Raw genomic sequence first — 17085 nt, 5'->3', positions numbered from 1 at the left:
GCACGATAAGGCACGTTGTCGCAAGAGCGAAGGAAGGTTGAGCAATGGAGAAGGCGTTTACCGGCGGGGTGGCCATCGTCGCTGGCGGAAGTGGCGGAATAGGTTCGGCGATCTGCGAAGCTCTGGCACATGCAGGCGCGAATATTGCTCTGACGTACAGGTCCCGCAAGGAGGCTGCCGACGCCATCGTGGAGAAGGTGGAGGCCGCAGGACGCGAGGCGCTGGCGATGGCCGTGGATCATACTGATCCAGATGCGATGAAGGCGTTCGTCGATGCGGCGGCGGCGCGGTTCGGCAGGGTTCATTCCGTTGTCTACGCCGCCGGGCCGCACATCCCCATGAAGTTCCTCAACACGATCACCCCCGCCGAATGGAAACAGGTATTCGACAATGATGTGAACGCCGCCTTCAATCTGGTGTGGGCGACGCTGCCCCATCTCAAGGCTGGCGGAGGTGGATCGCTGGTCGCGGTCATCACCGCCGCCGTGGAAAAGGTGCCGCTGCGAGACATCTGTTCGGCCGCGCCCAAGGCGGCGATCGAAATGCTCTTTCGCGGAGTGGCGCTGGAGGAAGGGCGGTTCGGCATCCGCTCAAACTGTGTCGCGCCCGGCTTTATCGACGCCGGTTTGGGACATGAACTGATCGCGCGACCTGGAATCGAAGACTGGATCGACAGCCTCCGAAGGATGCTGCCGATGAAGAAGTTCGGCGCGGCGGACGACATTGCAGAGGCCGTGACCTTTCTGCTGTCCGACAAGGCGAAATATATCACCGGGCAGTCACTGGCTGTCGATGGCGGGTTGCAGCTTTGACGGTGCGCGCCGCTTGCCGGGGAAAGGACTGACATGGATCTGGGCATTCGCGGTCGCAACGCGATTATCAATGGCGGTAGCGCGGGGCTGGGATATGGCACGGCCATGGCCCTGGCGGGCGAGGGCGTTAACCTCTTCGTTTCGGCACGCAACCAGGAGCGGCTCGAAAGAGCTTGCGAGTCGATCCGCAGCGCAACCGGAGCCACGGTCCATGCGATCGTCGCCGATCACGCAACGGTCGAGGGCCGCGAACTGATCCTCGAACGGTGCCCTGAACCCGATATCTTCGTCGGCACCTGCTCCCCACCACCCTATATCGAGGATTTCCGCGACATCAGCGACGCGGACTGGCGCGCCAATCTGGACCTCACCTTCATATCGCCGGTCGAATTCATCCGTACCATCGTCGATGGCATGTGCCAGCGGGGATGGGGCCGCATTCTCAACATCGCGACGGCCGCGGTCAAGTTCCCCCACCGCTGGCGCATCCTGTCCGGCGCCCCCAGAGCGGCGCTCGTCAATTATACGGTCGCGGTGGCAAGGGTCGTCGCGCCCCATGGCGTGACGATCAACAGCCTGCTGCCGGCGATGCATGATACCGACGGCATCAGGGATATCTATGCCAAGCGGGCTGCCGAAAAAGGCATCAGCCTGGAAGAGGAGCTGGACGACGCGATCCGCACGATCGGCATTCCTGCCGGACGGTTCGGATCAGCGATCGACTTCGGCGCGATCGCGGCCATGTTCTGCAGCGAGCAATCCAACTACATCACCGGCCAAAGCCTGGTTGTCGACGGCGGGGTCACCAACGCGACCTATTGAGCCCGCCCAGCCTGCCTCCTCCTGGCGCCGACAGATAAGCTGATCGCCGGGCCGTCAAAAAAACTCGTCGGCGAATCTTTTGACGGCCTCTATCCCCTGGGCGGGAGAGTCATGCTTGGGGCTGAAGATAATCTCGTCAACACCGAGCGCTGCATAGTCGGCCAGATCGTTCTTCGCCGCCCGAACGAGTGCGATGTCGGTCGCGGCAAGCTGCTTGTACAGACTCGATACCACGCGGCCATTGTCGGCCATGTGGACGGCGAGGTCGCCGAGCAGGCGTTCCAGTTCGGCCAGCGTTTTCCAGTTGATGTGGAAGCCATCGCCATATTTCGCGATACGCCGCAGGGCAGCCTGCGTTTCACCGCCTATGATGATCGGCGGATGGGGTTTCTGCACTGGCAGGGGATGGATGTGGCCGCCGGGGAAATCGATGCAACTGCCGTGGAAGCCATCGCTCTTGCCCGATAGGAGAGACTTGATGATCTCCAAATATTCGTCTGTCCGCTGACCGCGCGCCGCAAAGGGAACGCCGAGGGCTTCATATTCTTCGCGCATCCAGCCAACCCCGGCGCCATAGAAGAAGCGGCCTTCGCTCATGAAATCGAGAGTGGCGATTGCCTGGGCCTGCAATACCGGGGGGCGATAGGGGACGACCGAGACACCCGTTCCCAAACGGATGGTTTGGGTCACTCCGGCGACCGCGGCCAGCAGGACGAACGGATCGTACCAAGGCATTTCCGCGTCGAATATGCCCGCAGGGTAAGAGGAAGCATCGAAGGCGAGCGGTCGCAGGACATGGTCGCCCACCAGGATCGAATGAAATCCGACCGCTTCTGCTTCCTGCACGAGACGGATGACGTCTCGGGCTGCGGGCGAATGGCCGAGCACCGTGCTGCAGCTTAAGCCGAATTTCATTCATCTCCTCCGTCGTGTTGGCAAGTAATAGGGGGGCGTGGACACATGCCCCTGTTCTTCAAGCGTCGTATCTTTGCGCTTGAACGGGAACCGAGCTTTGCCTTGGCATGAAGTTGATGGCTTCAAGGTCCTGGTCTAGCGAGACGAGCCGTCCCGAGAAAGCGTCTGGGTCGGCCTCGCCCGACATTTCGGGATTGCCCCAGCCGTGGCACATGGAGATGACGCCGGGCTGTAGTCCGCTGTCCTTGCGGACCCGTCCGATGACGACGCCACCGGTGCGGCCAATAAGCCTGACGGTGCCGCCGTCGGCCAGGTCCAGGCGGGTCATGTCCTGCTCGTTCATATAGATGGGATTGGTCGGGAAGCGGCGGCGGGTCTGGCCGGCCTCGGTATAGGCGCTGTTCATCACCTCGATCAGGCGGCGCGGGATAAGCCGGAATGGGTAGCCGGCGATCTCGTCCTTTGCCTGCCGTACGCCCGCCAGTTCGGCGGCGACGTCTGGCGGACACAGATCGAGTCGGGCGCCGTTATCCTCTCCCGCCGGTTGAACGACGGCTTCGGCCTCCTTGAAGAGGATCCCGCCACGATGCGCTTTAAGGTCATCAAAGCTGCTGCGGCCCCCGTCGGCCAGCCAGCGGATGATGTCATCGGCGCGCGTATCGTCGGTGATTTCCAGCTCGGGTCCCGGTATGTCGCGATGAGCCAGCCCATAAACTGGCCGACGCATATGGATCGTCTTGCCCATGCGGCGCGCCATGCCCTGGAAGAATTCCCAGTCGTCGATCACGCCGGCCGGGCGCTGAAAGATAGGTTCGGCGATCTGAGCGAATGTGGTCGGCAACATATATTCGAGCGCTATATTGAAGTCGTGATGTTCGTAATGCGCGCTTGTGGCGATCACAAAATCGGCCATGCGGCTGGTCACATTGTCGCGCATGTCGAGCGAAACGAGCAGGTCCAGCTCGCGCAGCATGGGGATGGTGCGGTCAGGCTGTGGCAGGGCCTTGACCAGATTGCCGCCGACATGGATCAGGGCGCGGAACCGCCCCTTGTCATTGCCGACGATCTCGGCAGGCAGCTGGGACGTCGGATATTCGCCGCCCATCGGGCCGATGTCGACGGTGCGCAATTTGGGGCCGGTTTCCCAGGTCCGGTTGGGCGGCATAACGCCCTCTCTGGGCGCTTCTCCGCCAAAATAGCCCATGTTTCGAACCGGATCGCCGGCCGTGTGATAGCCGCCGCAGATAGCGTTGAACGCCTCGATCATATGTTCCGACAGATTCGAATTCAGCGCCATCGCCGAACCCGTGCCCGTGACGGCCGACTTGCGCGGAGCGGTGGCAAAGATGCGCGCAGCCTGATGCAGCGTTTCAACATCGATCCCCGTGCGCTCGGCGACATGGTCAGGGGTGAATGAGGCGACGCTCGCGCGGAGTTGGTCGAGCGACGTGACAAAGCGCCCGCAAAAGCCTTTATCCTCCAGCCCCTCGTCCAGCACGATGCGGATCAGGCCGGCGAACAACGCGGCGTCCTGGCCCGGCCGCACGGCAAGATGCAAGTCGGCTGAACGCGCCAGTTCGGTCTTGCGCGGATCGACGACGATGAACGTGGTCCCCGCCTTGCGTGCCTCTCGCACATGCTTGATCGGATTAGCCGATGGCATGCCATAACAGGCATGGGAGGCCGCCGGATTGGACCCGATGGCCATCAGTACGTCGATATCCGGCAGCTTGTGCTTGCCCGCAAGATACACGCCCATGCGGCCGGCCGTGACCCATTTGGCGGACTGGTCGACGGTCATGCTGGAAAAGAGATAAGGTGATCCGATCGCGTCCATCCAGGCCTTGGCCGCCGGCACGCTCAGCACGTTGGTGTTGGCGCCGGTGCCATAATAGAGCGCGACCGACTCGATGCCATGCTGTTCGATGATGGCGCTTAGTCGTTCATGGATTTCATCCATGGCCGTCTGAGCGTCGATATCCTCGAACCTTCCGTCGGCGGTGCGCCGCCGGCTGCTCAGCAGCCGGTCGTCGCCGTTATGGAAGTCGCGCGTTGCAGCTCCCTTGATGCAGAAATAGCCTTGGGAAATAGGATGCTGGCTGTCACCCCGGATTTCCTGGATCACGCCCGCTTCCTCGGTGACCAAAAGCCCGCAGGCCGCCGCGCAATTGCGGCAATAAGTTGTGTGCGTAGCCATCGGACATTCCTCTCACCATTGTCGGCGCGTTACGCGTCCTTCATTTTCGGCCCGTTGGAAGCGGTCGCCGCCTGGTGTCAGAACGGCAACTGCCGAGGCTCGACAAACAGGCCACGCGCTTCGGCACAGAGGCGATCGCCGTCGTGCAATGTGCCGTTGACATACGCCTTGCGGCCCTCGACCCTTTCCAGCCAGGTGGTATAGCGCAGCTCCTTGTGAAGCGGTGTCGGCGAACGGTAGCTGATTTGAAGATCGACGGTCAATCTTATGACCCCTGCCTGCACGACGCCCAGAAGCTCATCAAAGGTCGCGGCGATGAACCCACCCTGAAGCAGTCCGGGCGCCCCTTCGTGCGGATGGCTGTAGGTCGTATAGGCTTGCGCCCTTCCGCTTTCCAGAATGAGGCGGAATGGCGGCGCGAGCGGATGTAGCCGGCCTGTGAACGGCCCCAGTTCGCTGAGCCTTCCCATGCCGGTAAGGGTCCCTTCGATAGACCTGACATAGGCCGAACGCGCGGGCTGTGCCGTCAGCACCGCGCCCGCGCGGCGGACATGGTCGGCGGCTTCCTGCAACGCCGCGTCATCGGCCATGGAGCAGGAAAAATCGTCAAGCAGCGTGCGGATTGATTGCGCAAGATCCAGCCGGGCGGTCAACCCGCTTTCCAGTGCCCGACTTTCGATCTCGGCGTCGTCGACAACCCTGCTCATGCGGTTCGTTCCACTTTCAGATCGCGTATTGTTCCAACGGGCTTTGGACAAAGTCCCCGTTCCTGTCACCGACAGCGGCTGTGCTTCGTCATGGACTGCACCCCGTCCGCCCCGCGGCCAACGCTCGATGTTAATCTTCCTTGTTCCTAAATCCTAGATGGTCTAGGATTAGTCAACATCAAAGCCAGCGGGGGAGCCCGGAGCCGTGAATCTAGAACTTCTGCAGCGTTTCAAGCTCGATGATAAAAACCATGACTACACGGCGAGCGAGACGATCCTCTATGCGCTTGGGCTGGGCTACGGTAGCGATCCTACCGATGAGGAGCAATTGGCTTTCGTGTACGAAAAAGGGCTGAAGGCGGTGCCCTCGATGTGCAACACCATCGCGCATCCGGGATTCTGGATCGACCGGCCCGAGTTCGAAATCGACTGGGTCAAGGTGCTGCATGCCGAACAGGCCTTCGAAATACATTCGATGATCCCGGTCGAGGGGCGCATGCGGGGCGACTATTCCATCCTCAGCATTGAGGACAAGGGCGCTGAAAAGGGCGCCATCATGAAGATGCAGAAGAAGCTTTTCGATCGGGACAGCAATGAATTGTGCGCGACCGTGACGCAAACGCTGTTCCTGCGTGGGGATGGCGGACAGGGTGGGTTCGGCGATCCGGGCCCCGCTCTTGCGCCTTTGCCCGACGCTGAACCCGACATCGTCATGGATATTCCAACCATGCCGCAAATCGCCCTCATCTATCGCCTTAGCGGTGACCTCAATCCGATCCACGCAAGCCCGGCCGTGGCGCGCAAGGCCGGATTTGACCGCCCCATCCTGCACGGCTTGTGCACCATGGGACTTGCGGCGCGCGCCGTGATCAGTCAGCTGTGCGACGGCGAGCCAAGCCGTCTTCGCTCTATGGAAGTCCGCTTCAGCAAGCCGGTGTTTCCTGGCGAGACGATTAGGGTGGAATTTTATACGGGCGCCGATACGGTGCGCTTCCGTTGCCGGTCGGTGGAGCGGGACTTGGTAGTGCTCGACCGGGCCAGCGCCAGAATTGCGGCAGCCTAAGTCTAGTATATTGACACTATCAACTAATGCTGTATCCGATATGGCATTCTGAAAAAGGTGGGATGGAAAATGGCTCAATCGAAGATCCTTGACGGCAAGGTCGTTATCGTCACTGGCGCGGGAAATGGCGTGGGCGCCGAGATTGCGAAGCTTGCAGCAGCTTGCGGCGCGAGCGTCCTGGTCAACGATCTTGGCGGCGGTGCCGCGGGCGGCGGTGCCGATACGGCGCCCGCGCAGCGCGTGGCCGACGAGATCAATGCCGCCGGTGGCATCGCGGCGCCCAGCTTCCATTCCATCGCCGAGTGGGACTCGGCGGAGGCGATCATCCAGGACGCTATCAAGGCGTTCGGTCGCATCGACGCGGTCGTCAACAACGCTGGCATCCTGCGTGACGTCATCTTCCACAAGATGACCAAGGACGACTGGGATCTGGTGCGCGCGGTCAATCTCGACGGCTATTTCTATGTGTCCCGCGCAGCCGCGCCCTATTTCAAGGAGCAGGGCAGCGGGGCGTTCGTGCACATGACCTCGACGAGCGGCCTGATCGGCAATATGGGGCAGGCCAATTATGCTGCGGCCAAGCTCGGCGTGGCTGGTCTTTCCAAATCGATCGCTATCGACATGAAGCGGTTCAACGTCCGTTCCAACTGCATCGCGCCATTTGCGTTCACGCGGATGGTTGGAACCATTCCCGCCAATGACGAAGCCAATCGCAAGCGCCTGGAAATCGCGAAGCGGATGACGCCCGAGAAAATCGCGCCGCTGGTTTGCGGTCTTGTCAGCGATGGCGCCGCGGACGTGACTGGCCAGATTTTCTCGTCGCGCATGAACGAGGCCATCCTGTTCAGCCAGCCGCGTCCCATCCGCACGGCGCAGACGTCGGATGGCTGGACGCCCGAGACGATCGTCAGCCATGTGCTGCCTGCGATGAAGCCGAGCTTCTACCCGCTCGATATTTCGTCGCACGTCTTCACCTGGGATCCTTTCTGATCGCCATGAGCGAGGACGCGCCATTCCTGGTTGACCGGGCCGACGGAGTTCTGACACTGAGCTTCAACCGCCCGGCCCTGGGCAATGCGATCCCGCAAGAAGCGGTCGCCCCATTGGTCGAGCTTTTTACCTCGATCAATGGGGATCCGTCGGTTCGGGTGCTGCTCGTTCGGGGAGAAGGCGCGCATTTCTCCGCCGGTGGCGACGTGCGCAGTTTCGCCCGCGCTCTCGAGCAGTCTGTCGAGGCACGGCGGGCCGATTTCACGTCACGTTTGAACGCGGTCCGGCGAATGGTCGAAGCCTATCTTTCGATCGAGATTCCCGTTGTGGCGGCGTGCCAAGGCGCGGTTGCGGGTGCCGGCCTGATGTTTGCGCTCGGGGCAGACTATGTGATCGCCGATGAAAGTGTGAACTTCCTGTTCTCGCACCAGCGCGTCGGCTTGCCACCGGATGGGGGCGTCAGCCTGTTGTTGCCCCGGATCGTTGGTCACAGGCGGGCGGGGGAGCTGATACTGACCGCGGCTCGCGTCGATGCGGCGGAGGCCTATCGTATCGGCCTCGCGACGAAGATTGTGGCGCCGGATGATCTGTTGACGGAAGCGCGCGCGCAGGCCAGGCGGTTCGGCCGGGCGCCCGCCGGGGCTGTGCGGCAGGCCAAGGCGCTGATAGCGTCGAGCGGTTCACAAGCCGCGGCCGCCCAGCTTGAGGCAGAGCGTGACGCGATCGTCGAAGCGGTTGGCACGGCTGATTTCGAAGAGGGCGTCCGCGCTTTCATGGAAAAGCGTCCGGCCAGCTTTCCGTCCGCCTCCGACCGGTGAATAGCGGGGGGCGCTTTGGCTGCGACGGTGCCTGGCGGCGAATTTGAAACATGATCTTTCGCGGGGGCTTCGGCATATTTCGGCTCCTCCCTCGTGACAAGCATCAGCCAAGATGAGTGGAGTTCCGATGGCAGACTTTGGTATCAAGCTGTTCGGCGGATATGTGCCGCGTCTTAGGATAGATCGGGCGCATATTGCCGACGCGCACAAGTGGATGGCGCCGGGCCTTCGCGGCCAGGCCAAGGGATCGCGGGCGTTCCTCAGCTGGGATGAAGACGCGATCACGATGGCAGTGGAAGCAGTGCGTGACTGCTTGAATGGTCGTCCGACCGCTGGCATCGAAGCGATTCATCTTGCCTCTGCAACCTTGCCCTATGCCGACCTTCAGCATTCCGCGCTGGTCGCGAGCGCTCTGCGTTTGCCCGCAGCCATCACCAGCAGTGACGTTGGTCATTCCCAGCGTGCGGGCACGTCCGGTCTCCTGCAGGCGCTCAAGGCTGGCGACGACGCGCTTTTCATCGCGAGCGATGCGCCGGTGGGCAAGCCCGCCAGCACACAGGAGATGAGCTATGGGGCAGGAGCGGCAGCGTTCTTGCTCGGTTCGGACGACGTGGCGGCACGTCTGATCGGCGCCGCGAGCGTCACCGCTCCGTTCGTCGATCATTTTCGCGCTGCTCAGTCGCGTTATGACTATTTCTGGGAAGAACGCTGGGTTCGCGACGAGGGCTACGGAAAGCTTGCGCCGGCGGCGGTCAAGGCTGCCCTGGCGAAGGCCGGCGTGGAGATCGGCGCGATCACGCATTTTGTCATGTCCTCCATGCAGCGCGGCGCTGCCGACGCCGTTGCCAAGAAGGTCGGCTTCGCAGGCAAACCGGCCGATGGCCTTGAAAGCAGGGTCGGCTATGCCGGTGCCGCTCATCCTCTGCTGATGTTGGCAAATGTCCTCGAGACCGCAGCGGCGGGTGACAAGATCCTGCTGGTCGGCTTTGGACAGGGCGCAGATGCGCTGGTGTTCGAGGTGACCGAGGCGATCGAGCGCGCGCGGCCGCGCCGGGGCGTGTCGGGCGCCATTGCCGACGGGATTGCGACAGACAGCTATTTGCGCATGCTGTCCTTCTATGACGGCATCGATCTTGAATGGGGCATGAGGGCCGAAAAGAGCGGAAAGACGGCGCTTACCGAACAATATCGGTCGGACGACCAGATTAGCGGACTGGTCGCCGGCAAATGCGGCAAGTGCGCGACAATTCAGTTCCCGCAGCTTGAATATTGCGTAAATCCTGAGTGCAATGCGCCGGCGAGCCAGTTCGAGGATTATTCTCTGGTCGATGAGCCGTCTCAGGTTTTCACATATACTGCTGACTGGTTGTCTTTCCATCCTGCGCCCCCTCTTTACGTTGGTTTCGTGCAGTTCGACAACGGCGCGAGAATCCTCATGGAGGTCGTGGACGTTGGCCCCGAAGGCCTTGAAGTGGGTACGCCGCTGAAACTGACGTACCGGATCAAGGAGCGCGATCGGGTGCGCGGCTACAACCGCTATTTCTGGAAAGCCACGCCGACCGGCGGGGCGGGAGCATAAGCATGGCGACAGGCATCAAGGACAAGGTTGCGATCCTGGGCATGGGCTGTTCGCAGTTCGGCGAACGCTGGAACGCGGATTCTTCAGCACTTATGCGCGAGGCTTTTGACGAAGCCCTGGCGGATGCGGGCATCGAACGATCGCAGATAGAGGCGGGCTGGTACGGCAGCGCGCTCGACAATGTAAATGTGGGCAATTCGCCTATCCCTGCGTCCACCGCATTGCGTCTCGACGGCATTCCGTTCACGCGCGTTGAAAATATGTGCGCGACCGGGACGGAAGCGTTGCGTGGCGCGGCCTATGCGGTGGCATCGGGCGCGGTCGACATTGCTGTCGCTATCGGTGCTGAAAAGCTCAAGGACACAGGCTATGGCGGCCTTCCCATCCCCTTCAAGGGGACGTTCAACGACATGTGGCTGCCGATGGGCTCATCACCCGCCGGTTTCGCGCAGCTCGCGGCTGGATATCGCGCGAAGCACGGCGTGGCGAAGGAAGACCTGAAGCGCGCGATGGCGCACGTCTCCTGGAAAAGTCATCAGAACGGTGTTCGCAGTCCAAAGGCGCATCTGCGCAAGGCCGTGCCGATGGAAACCATCATCAACGCGCCGATGATTTCGGACCCGCTCGGCCTGTTCGACTGCTGCGGCGTTTCGGATGGCGCAGCCTGCGCGATCGTAACCACGCCGGAGATTGCCCGGGCCTTGGGCAAGAAGGATCTGGTCACGATCAAGGCGATCCAGTTGGCGATTAGTTCGGGCATCGAATCCCAGATGAATACATGGGACGGCAGCCATGTGCGTAACACGCGCAATGCCGCAACCCGGGCGTACAAGGAGGCGGGTATCACTGCCCCGCGTACGCAGTTGGACGTGCTGGAAGTGCATGACTGCTTCTCCATCACCGAACTCGTGACCATGGAGGACCTCTTCATCTCGGAGGAGGGCAACGCCGTCAGCGATATTCTGGATGGCTTCTATGATGCCGATGGACAGGTGCCCTGCCAGATCGATGGTGGCCTGAAATGCTTCGGTCACCCGATCGGCGCCACAGGCCTCCGCATGACCTATGAGGTGTACAACCAGCTGCTCGGCCGCGCTGGAGAACGGCAGCTGGCGTCCCCTTCGCTGGGGCTGACCCATAATCTGGGCGGCGTTCCCTATCAGGGGATCGCGTGCATCTCCATCCTGGGGCTCAACTGATGGAGCGGAAATTTTTCTCGTCCGAACATGAAATGTTCCGCGACACGGTGCGCAGCTTCGTCGAGACGGAAATGGCGCCATTTCATGCGGACTGGGAAAAGCAGCAGCGAGTCCCGCGTGAGGTCTGGCTGAAGGCCGGTGAAGCCGGCATGCTGTGCTGTGACATTCCCGAAAGCTACGGCGGCCTGGGGGCTGACTGGCTTTATAATGTCGTCGTGATTGAGGAACTGGCCAAGGCCGGCATGTCCGGACCCGGTTTCATGGTCCATTCGGAAATGGTTGCGCCCTATATTCTGGCTTGGGGTTCCGAGGAGCTGAAGCAGAGCTGGCTGCCGCGCATGGTGACCGGGGAAGCGATCGGCGCGGTGGCGATGACGGAACCCAATGCGGGCAGTGACCTCAAGGCCATTCGCACGCGGGCGGTTCGTGACGGCGACGACTATGTCATCAATGGGCAGAAGACCTACATCTCCAACGGCCAGAATTGCGATTTCGCGCTGGTCGCGTGCAAGACCGATCCGGAAGCCGGCGCGAAGGGCGTCAGCATCGTCCTGTCGCCGGCGGACACGCCCGGCTTTGAAAGGGGCCGGAATCTGGAAAAGATCGGGCTAAAGGCGCAAGATACCTCGGAGCTCTTTTTCGCCGACATGCGCGTGCCGGTCGCCAATCGGCTCGGCAATGAGGGCGGTGGTTTCTCGATGCTGATGACGAAGCTGGCCCAGGAGCGGCTGACCCAGGCGATTCGCAGCATTTGCGTGTGCGAGGCCGCAATTCAATGGACGGTCGATTATACCGCGGAGCGCAAGGCATTCGGCCATACGATCGCGGATTTCCAGAACACTCAGTTCGTGCTCGCACAGCTTTCGGCCGAAACCACGGCATTGCGCGTGTTCACCGACTGGTGCATTGAGAGTCACCTCAAGGGCGAACTCAGCCCTGTCGATGCCGCCAAAGTGAAGCTGCTTGTCACGGATCTGCACAATAAGGTCGTCAACGAGTGTCTGCAATTTTTCGGCGGCTACGGCTATATGACCGAATATCCGATCGCACGCGCGTTCATCGATGCACGTATTGCGCGCATCGCTGGGGGCGCTGCGGAAGTTATGAAACAGATTATCGGCCGTGACCTGTTTGCGGGCAGGCGATGAGCAAGGAGGACCGGATGTCAAACCTACCCAAGGCAGATGCGGCAACATTACTCGCAATCTACCGCAAGGCGTCGCTTATCCGTCACAACGATCTTCGCGTCATCAAGGCGATGAAGGCGGGAATGCTGGTTACGCCCTATTATTCGCCTGCTGGACAGGAAATCATCCCGTCGGCCCTTTCGGTCAATCTGAACGACAGCGATACGATCTGCACCATTTACCGCGGCACGCATGACATGCTGGCCAAGGGTTTCCCGCTTGAGCCGCTCTGGGCGGAGCTGGCCGGGCGCGTGACCGGCAGCTGCAAGGGCAAGGGTGGGACGATGCACCTGACCCATCCGGAAAGCGGATGCATGGTGACCACGGGAGTCGTGGGATCATCCATGCCGATCGCTACCGGGCTCGGCTGGGCCGCCAAGCTGGACGGCAAGGGTGAAGTCGCGGTCGCCAATTTCGGCGACGGCGCCGCGAATATCGGGGCCTTCCATGAGTCGCTCAATCTCGCGGCGCTATGGAAGCTGCCGGTGATCTTCATCTGCCAGAATAATCGCTATGCCGAACATACCAGCTTCGCCAATTCGACGGCCGTCGATCAGCTGTCGAAGCGTGCCGCAGGCTATGGCATGGTCGGTGTGACGGTGAACGGCAATGACGTTGATGAGATGTATGGCGCGGCCAAGATGGCTGTCGATCGTGCGCGCGCCGGTGAAGGGCCGACGCTCATCGAGGCGCTGACGTTCCGCTTCAATGGCCATCTCATCGGTGACGCGGCCGGCTACATCCCCAAGGACGAGATGGCTGCGGCGAAGGCAAAGGATCCGTTCGCGACGTTGCGCAACCGTTTGCTGGCCGATGGCGTGGCGAGCGAAGCCGAGCTTGACGGGATCGACACCGAGATCAAGGCGCGCATCGAAGAGGCGGTGGAAGCGGCCTTCAAGGCCGATCTCCCGGATGTCGCCGAACTGAAGCGCGACGTGTTCGCTTACGAACTGGCCTGAGGATTCCATACGATGACAACGCAGACCATGAACACCATCCAGGCCGTCAATCTCGCACTGCACGATGCGCTCGCCGCCGATCCCAAGATCGTCGTGCTGGGTGAGGACGTGGCCGACCGGGAGGAAGGCGGCGTCGTCGGCGTCACCAAGGGGCTGTCGACCGCCTTTGGCGATGATCGAGTCAAATCCACTCCCATCGCGGAGCAGGTGATCATCGGCGCCGCGATCGGCGCCTCGCTGCGCGGCTATCGCGCGGTGGCCGAGATCATGCTGATGAACTTTACGACTGTTGCGATGGACATGATCGTGAACCATGCAGCCAAGCTTCGCTTCATGTCGGGCGGACAGACCCATGTGCCTATCGTCATCCGCACGATGACGGGATCGGGCATGTCCAATGGCGGCCAGCATAGCGACTATTTGGAGGCTTGGTTCGCCCACACGCCCGGGATCAAGGTGGTGGCGCCGTCCAACCCGGGTGACGCCTATGGCCTGATGAGAGCGGCGATCGAAGATGATGATCCGGTGATCTTCATCGAAAATCTTCCCTCTTACTGGAACACCGGCCCTGTCACTCGTGAAGTGATTCCGCTGGGCAAGGCGAACGTGGCGCGCGAAGGCAGCGACGTTACGATCGTCAGCTATGCGTCCATGATGGCACCGGCACTGGCTGCTGCGGAGACGCTGGCGGGTGAAGGCGTCAATGCCGAAGTCGTTGACTTGCGGACCATCGCGCCCTGGGATCGGGACACCGTGCGGGCATCTGTCGAAAAGACGGGCCGGGCATTGATCGTGCATGAAGCGGTCAAGGAATTTGGCGTGGGTGCGGAAATCGCCGCTGACCTGGCGGACCACCTGTTTGGAAAGCTCAAGGCGCCCGTTCGGAGATTGGGCGGAGCATTCTGCCCAGTGCCCTACTCGAAGCCGTTGGAAACAGCGTTCGCGCCCTCGGCCGAAGGTATCGTGACGGCTGTACGCGGCCTGATTGCTGGAAAGGACTTCTGAACATGGCGTATGAAATTCTTCTTCCCAAGCTTGGCTTCTCGATGAGCGAAGGACAGCTCGCTGAATGGCTGGTCGCAGATGGCGGCGAGGTGACCGAAGGGCAGCCGCTTTTCTCGCTGGAGAGCGACAAGTCGGTCAACGAAGTGGAGGCTCCGGCGTCGGGTACGCTGCGCATCCTGAAGCAGGCCGGTGAAACCTATGACGTTGGAACGGTTCTGGGCACCATCGAATAGTCGCGATGCTGCCCTGCACGATTGCGCATAATCGGCGGCATGCGCACCGGGTGATCCCTCCAGTCGCTGAGTGACCGGAACGATTTGCGTTCGCGGGCGGGCGGGCAGACCGCCCAGGATCGAACAGAAAAGGCCAGATTGGGATGAGCTTCGCCAGAACAGAAACGCAGCAGATGTTTGGCGACATGCTGGGACGGCTTCTTGATGTCGAAAATGATTTCGAGAAGCGCCGGCATCGACTGTCTGCGCCTGACCCGGATCGTCTCGCGCTGTGGTCGGCACTGGCCGAACAGGGGATTCTGGGCGCGACCCTTCCCGAAGAGGCCGGCGGCTTTGGCGGGACCATGCGCGACCTGTCGGTCGTCATGGAAGAGATCGGCCGCAAGCTCGTCGTCGAACCCGTTCTGGCGAGCGCTCTCTGTGGCGCCATCCTGAATGCGGCGGGAGAGGATCTTTCTGCCCTGATCGCGGGTGAGACAATCGTGGTCTTCGCTCATGAGGAAGGCTATGATCCCTTCGGCCCGCGGGACACGAGGGCGGTCGAGGATGGCGGGAATTACCGGCTGACCGGGCGCAAGCTTGTCGTGCGCCATGCCGATCTTGCCCATCAGTTCATCGTTACGGCCGCGCTGGACGGGGCTTCCGCGCTCTACCTGGTCGACCGCAGCGCAGAAGGGCTTGTCCTGAACAGCTGCCGCATGATCGATGGCGCGTCGGCCGCCACGATCGAGCTGACCAATGTCCCTGCCCGTCGGCTTGGGGGCGACGACCTTCTTCTCGCCGCTCTCGAACGGGGCGTTGTGGCGCTTGCAGCCGAAGCGGTCGGCATTATTGCTGCACTCAATAGCGCCACCTTCGCCTATCTCGGAACGCGCAAGCAGTTCGGCGTGCCCTTGGCGAGCTTCCAGGCCCTGCAGCATCGCGCCGCAGACATGTACGCCGCGGCGGAAGAAGCGCGTGCCCTGACGGAGCGCGCCATCGAAGCGATCGATGCGGGCGCCGCTGATCGATCCGCTCTTGCTTCGGCCGCGAAGGCGCTGGTCGACGATGCGGCCCGAAAGGTCGGACATGAAGCTGTGCAGATGCATGGCGGCATGGGCGTCAGTGACGAACTGGACGTCAGCCACTATCTCCGCAGGCTGACCGCGATCAGGGCCGAGTTGGGCAGTGCCGATCTGCATCGCGCCCGCTTCGCCGGGCTGGGCGTGAATGCGGTGCGCGAAACCCCCTTTCGCGCCGAGGTGCGCGAGTTCGTGCGAGCGTATCTGCCGGAAGATATCGCGCGCAAGGGCGCCTTGGGCCTTGAGATCCACAAGGAAGATTATGTTCGCTGGCAGAAGATCCTGCTGGAAAAGGGCTGGTTCGGCGCCGGGTGGCCGACCGAGCATGGCGGCGCCGATTGGCCGATCGACAAGCAACTGATCTTCCTTCAGGAATCCGCGCTCAACAACGCGCCGATGATCATTCCCTACGGCGTCAACATGATCGGCCCGGTGCTGCAGGAGTTTGGCAATGCGGAACAGCAGGCCAAATATTTGCCCGGCATCCTGTCGAGCGATACCTGGTGGTGCCAAGGCTATTCTGAACCCAATTCGGGGTCGGACCTTGCCTCATTGAAGACCAGTGCAGTGCGTGAAGGCGATCATTATATCGTCAACGGCACGAAGATGTGGACGACCGAAGCGCATTGGGCGGACATGATGCACTGCCTGGTTCGCACGGACCGGGAAGTGAAGCCGCAGCGTGGCATCTCCATGCTGCTCATCGACATGAACAGCCCCGGCATTGACGTGCGGCCGATCGTCACGATTGACGGTCAGCATCATACCAACCAGCTCTTCCTCGACAATGTCCGAGTGCCGGTTGAAAATCTCGTCGGCGAAGAAGGTCAGGGTTGGACCATCGCCAAATTCTTGCTGTCGCATGAGCGCGTTGCCATTGCAGACACGGGTCCGAAGCTGCGCTTGTTGAAGAATATCAAGGCCATGATGGCACAGGTGCCGGCGTCCCCGTCGCGCGACCGGTTGGCCGAAAAGCTGGCCGGCGCGGAGATCGAACTGCTGACGCTTTGCGAACTGGAGCAGAATTATGTGTCGCGATGGGCCGAGGGCGCCTCTCGCGATGGGCCGGAGGCATCGGTCCTGAAGATCCGAAGCACCGAGATTTTGCAGCGGCTTTCCGAGATCGCGCTGGAAATCGAAGGGCCGCTGGGTGGCGCGCATGATCCGCATGACCTGCACCTCGACCCTGGCGGCCAGTTTAGTCCTGCACAGCTCGCCAGTTTCATGGGGCACCAATATCTATACGGCCGATGCTGGTCGATCTTCGGCGGAACCAACGAAATTCAGCGCAATCTGATTGCAAGATCGTTGGTCGCCGGCTGATCGCCGACGCAACCGGAGGGGAAATATATGTCAAGCGAGTATGATGATCTTTCCCTTGAGGAAGTGCTCCCGCTTGCGCAAGGCCCTCTTGAAGAGTTGCTGTTGTTTTCGGAGTCTTTGACGGTTGGGTCTTTTGGCCCGTTGGTGACCTATTCGCGCAAGGTTTTCATTCCGCTGACGAAGCTGTGCCGGGATGTTTGTCATTATTGCACCTT

Annotated in this window: 16 protein-coding genes; 13 read left to right on the top strand and 3 right to left on the bottom strand. The window is 61.5% G+C overall.

The window, feature by feature from the left end; all coding sequences use genetic code 11:
* Positions 1-44 precede the first annotated feature (44 nt).
* Positions 45-812: an SDR family NAD(P)-dependent oxidoreductase gene (locus AAC640_RS16015; RefSeq protein WP_340268055.1), complete on the top strand. Its 768-nt coding sequence runs from the start codon at positions 45-47 to the stop codon at positions 810-812.
* A gap of 33 nt (positions 813-845) precedes the next feature.
* The gene (locus AAC640_RS16010) at positions 846-1634 is read left to right on the top strand and encodes an SDR family oxidoreductase (RefSeq protein WP_340268053.1); all 789 of its coding nucleotides are present in this window, start codon (positions 846-848) and stop codon (positions 1632-1634) included.
* Between the two features lie 54 nt (positions 1635-1688).
* Here the strand turns inward: AAC640_RS16010 and AAC640_RS16005 are convergent, their stop codons facing one another.
* From AAC640_RS16005 to AAC640_RS15995, 3 genes are all read right to left on the bottom strand, one after another.
* Positions 1689-2549, bottom strand: a complete 861-nt coding sequence (locus AAC640_RS16005; protein WP_340268051.1) for a TIGR03619 family F420-dependent LLM class oxidoreductase — start codon at positions 2547-2549, stop codon at positions 1689-1691.
* Between the two features lie 58 nt (positions 2550-2607).
* The gene (locus tag AAC640_RS16000; protein ID WP_340268049.1) at positions 2608-4746 is read right to left on the bottom strand and encodes a molybdopterin-containing oxidoreductase family protein; all 2139 of its coding nucleotides are present in this window, start codon (positions 4744-4746) and stop codon (positions 2608-2610) included.
* Between the two features lie 77 nt (positions 4747-4823).
* The gene (locus tag AAC640_RS15995) at positions 4824-5453 is read right to left on the bottom strand and encodes a PaaI family thioesterase (RefSeq protein ID WP_340268047.1); all 630 of its coding nucleotides are present in this window, start codon (positions 5451-5453) and stop codon (positions 4824-4826) included.
* Positions 5454-5658: 205 nt separating this feature from the next.
* On the opposite strand from AAC640_RS15995, the gene AAC640_RS15990 reads away from it, so the two are divergent.
* From AAC640_RS15990 to AAC640_RS15940, 11 genes are all read left to right on the top strand, one after another.
* Positions 5659-6516 (top strand): MaoC family dehydratase, encoded by an 858-nt coding sequence (locus tag AAC640_RS15990; protein ID WP_340268045.1) that lies wholly within the window; start codon positions 5659-5661, stop codon positions 6514-6516.
* Positions 6517-6585: 69 nt separating this feature from the next.
* On the top strand, positions 6586-7506 hold the full coding sequence (locus AAC640_RS15985) for an SDR family NAD(P)-dependent oxidoreductase (protein WP_340268043.1): 921 nt from the start codon (positions 6586-6588) through the stop codon (positions 7504-7506).
* Between the two features lie 5 nt (positions 7507-7511).
* Complete coding sequence (locus tag AAC640_RS15980; protein WP_340268041.1) at positions 7512-8324, top strand: enoyl-CoA hydratase/isomerase family protein; 813 nt, start codon at positions 7512-7514, stop codon at positions 8322-8324.
* Positions 8325-8451: 127 nt separating this feature from the next.
* A complete protein-coding gene (locus AAC640_RS15975) occupies positions 8452-9903 on the top strand; it encodes a 3-oxoacyl-[acyl-carrier-protein] synthase III C-terminal domain-containing protein (RefSeq protein WP_340268039.1) in 1452 nt (483 codons plus the stop codon).
* Positions 9904-9905: 2 nt separating this feature from the next.
* Positions 9906-11102, top strand: coding sequence for an acetyl-CoA acetyltransferase (locus AAC640_RS15970; protein ID WP_340268037.1), 1197 nt, complete (start codon positions 9906-9908; stop codon positions 11100-11102).
* A complete protein-coding gene (locus AAC640_RS15965) occupies positions 11102-12250 on the top strand; it encodes an acyl-CoA dehydrogenase family protein (RefSeq protein ID WP_340268035.1) in 1149 nt (382 codons plus the stop codon). Before AAC640_RS15970 ends, AAC640_RS15965 begins: the two co-directional genes overlap by 1 nt.
* A 14-nt stretch (positions 12251-12264) precedes the next feature.
* Positions 12265-13248 carry a thiamine pyrophosphate-dependent dehydrogenase E1 component subunit alpha gene (locus AAC640_RS15960; RefSeq protein ID WP_340268033.1) on the top strand — a complete coding sequence of 328 codons (984 nt, stop codon included), beginning with the start codon at positions 12265-12267 and terminating at the stop codon, positions 13246-13248.
* A 12-nt stretch (positions 13249-13260) separates the two neighbouring features.
* Positions 13261-14253 carry an alpha-ketoacid dehydrogenase subunit beta gene (locus tag AAC640_RS15955; protein ID WP_340268031.1) on the top strand — a complete coding sequence of 331 codons (993 nt, stop codon included), beginning with the start codon at positions 13261-13263 and terminating at the stop codon, positions 14251-14253.
* 2 nt (positions 14254-14255) lie between these two features.
* Positions 14256-14486 carry a biotin/lipoyl-containing protein gene (locus AAC640_RS15950; RefSeq protein ID WP_340268029.1) on the top strand — a complete coding sequence of 77 codons (231 nt, stop codon included), beginning with the start codon at positions 14256-14258 and terminating at the stop codon, positions 14484-14486.
* A gap of 143 nt (positions 14487-14629) precedes the next feature.
* Positions 14630-16870, top strand: coding sequence for an acyl-CoA dehydrogenase family protein (locus AAC640_RS15945; RefSeq protein WP_340268027.1), 2241 nt, complete (start codon positions 14630-14632; stop codon positions 16868-16870).
* Between the two features lie 27 nt (positions 16871-16897).
* Positions 16898-17085, top strand: a 188-nt coding sequence (locus tag AAC640_RS15940; protein ID WP_340268025.1) for a hypothetical protein, incomplete at its 3' end; no start/stop codon positions are given.

Source organism: Sphingobium mellinum (assembly GCF_037860795.1).
Lineage (GTDB): Bacteria > Pseudomonadota > Alphaproteobacteria > Sphingomonadales > Sphingomonadaceae > Sphingobium > Sphingobium mellinum.
The sequence above is the reverse complement of the archived record's forward strand: the minus strand, read 5'-3'. Positions and strand labels throughout refer to the sequence as shown.

Coding starts and splice junctions, on each gene's coding strand:
- AAC640_RS15955 (WP_340268031.1), top strand. CDS start 13,261: ATGACAACGCAGACCATGAACACCATCCAGGCCGTCAATCTCGCACTG.
- AAC640_RS15970 (WP_340268037.1), top strand. CDS start 9,906: ATGGCGACAGGCATCAAGGACAAGGTTGCGATCCTGGGCATGGGCTGT.
- AAC640_RS16010 (WP_340268053.1), top strand. CDS start 846: ATGGATCTGGGCATTCGCGGTCGCAACGCGATTATCAATGGCGGTAGC.
- AAC640_RS15950 (WP_340268029.1), top strand. CDS start 14,256: ATGGCGTATGAAATTCTTCTTCCCAAGCTTGGCTTCTCGATGAGCGAA.
- AAC640_RS16005 (WP_340268051.1), bottom strand. CDS start 2,549: ATGAAATTCGGCTTAAGCTGCAGCACGGTGCTCGGCCATTCGCCCGCA.
- AAC640_RS15965 (WP_340268035.1), top strand. CDS start 11,102: ATGGAGCGGAAATTTTTCTCGTCCGAACATGAAATGTTCCGCGACACG.
- AAC640_RS16015 (WP_340268055.1), top strand. CDS start 45: ATGGAGAAGGCGTTTACCGGCGGGGTGGCCATCGTCGCTGGCGGAAGT.
- AAC640_RS15960 (WP_340268033.1), top strand. CDS start 12,265: ATGTCAAACCTACCCAAGGCAGATGCGGCAACATTACTCGCAATCTAC.
- AAC640_RS15945 (WP_340268027.1), top strand. CDS start 14,630: ATGAGCTTCGCCAGAACAGAAACGCAGCAGATGTTTGGCGACATGCTG.
- AAC640_RS15980 (WP_340268041.1), top strand. CDS start 7,512: ATGAGCGAGGACGCGCCATTCCTGGTTGACCGGGCCGACGGAGTTCTG.
- AAC640_RS15995 (WP_340268047.1), bottom strand. CDS start 5,453: ATGAGCAGGGTTGTCGACGACGCCGAGATCGAAAGTCGGGCACTGGAA.
- AAC640_RS16000 (WP_340268049.1), bottom strand. CDS start 4,746: ATGGCTACGCACACAACTTATTGCCGCAATTGCGCGGCGGCCTGCGGG.
- AAC640_RS15985 (WP_340268043.1), top strand. CDS start 6,586: ATGGCTCAATCGAAGATCCTTGACGGCAAGGTCGTTATCGTCACTGGC.
- AAC640_RS15975 (WP_340268039.1), top strand. CDS start 8,452: ATGGCAGACTTTGGTATCAAGCTGTTCGGCGGATATGTGCCGCGTCTT.